This window comes from Prevotella sp. MGM1, assembly GCF_002933775.1.
Taxonomy (GTDB): domain Bacteria; phylum Bacteroidota; class Bacteroidia; order Bacteroidales; family Bacteroidaceae; genus Prevotella.
Genome location: NZ_BEWV01000202.1, coordinates 1 through 924, shown reverse-complemented (window position 1 = coordinate 924; position 924 = coordinate 1). Strand labels below are relative to the sequence as shown.

Genomic DNA, 924 nt, shown 5'->3' with positions numbered 1-924 from the left:
GCCGTGGCACGTGTTTACGTAAGCGAAGGAACAGGCAAGATTACGATCAACAAGAAAGACGTAACGGAATATTTCCCCTCAGCCATCTTGCAGTATGTGGTGAAACAGCCGCTGGAACTGCTCGAAGTGCTCGAGAAATATGATATAAAGGCAAATCTCGACGGTGGCGGTTTCACAGGCCAGAGCCAGGCTCTGCGTCTCGCTATTGCCCGCGCCCTCGTGAAAATCAACGCTGAAGACAAGAAAAACCTCAAAGATCACGGATTCCTCACTCGCGACTCTCGTGCCGTTGAGCGTAAGAAGCCGGGTCAGCCGAAGGCTCGTCGTCGCTTCCAGTTCAGCAAGCGTTAATGTCATGCGTTGCGTGCCGACCGGTATTATCCTGCGGATATTCATTGCCGGCCGCGCTGAACGTGTTTAGCATCTAAACCGGCGGGATTCGGGCGGCAATCCCCGGCACTTGTAGTGCTATGCCTCCCATTAATATTATTATAATGTGGATTGGCGTGCCGCGAGACTACCCGCAGGCTGATTCTAACAGACAAGAATTAAAAAAGAAAGTAAACAACAATTTAAAGAAACAAAGAAAATGTCAAGAACAAATTTTGATATGTTGTTGCAGGCCGGATGTCATTTCGGTCACCTGCGCCGCAAGTGGAACCCCGCAATGGCTCCCTACATCTACACAGAGCGTAACGGAATCCACATCATCGACCTCCACAAGACCGTAGCCAAGGTTGACGAGGCTGCCGAGGCACTCAAGCAGATTGCCAAGTCAGGAAAGAAAATCCTGTTCGTCGCTACTAAAAAACAGACAAAGGAAATCGTGGCCGAGAAGGCAACGAGCGTAAACATGCCTTACGTTATCGAGCGTTGATTTTCACGAGGGCGCGTGCAATAGCTACACGCAGAGCATGGCTCTGG

At 50.4% G+C, this 924-nt stretch carries 1 protein-coding gene and 1 pseudogene; both read left to right on the top strand.

All coding sequences use genetic code 11. From position 1 onward, the window contains the following. Nucleotides 1-351, top strand: a 351-nt coding sequence (rpsI, locus tag MoGM_RS08280) for a 30S ribosomal protein S9 (protein WP_104369609.1), incomplete at its 5' end; no start/stop codon positions are given. A gap of 238 nt (nucleotides 352-589) precedes the next feature. Continuing rightward, nucleotides 590-874, top strand: a pseudogene (gene rpsB / locus MoGM_RS08275) (30S ribosomal protein S2); the annotation flags it as partial. Nucleotides 875-924 lie beyond the last annotated feature (50 nt).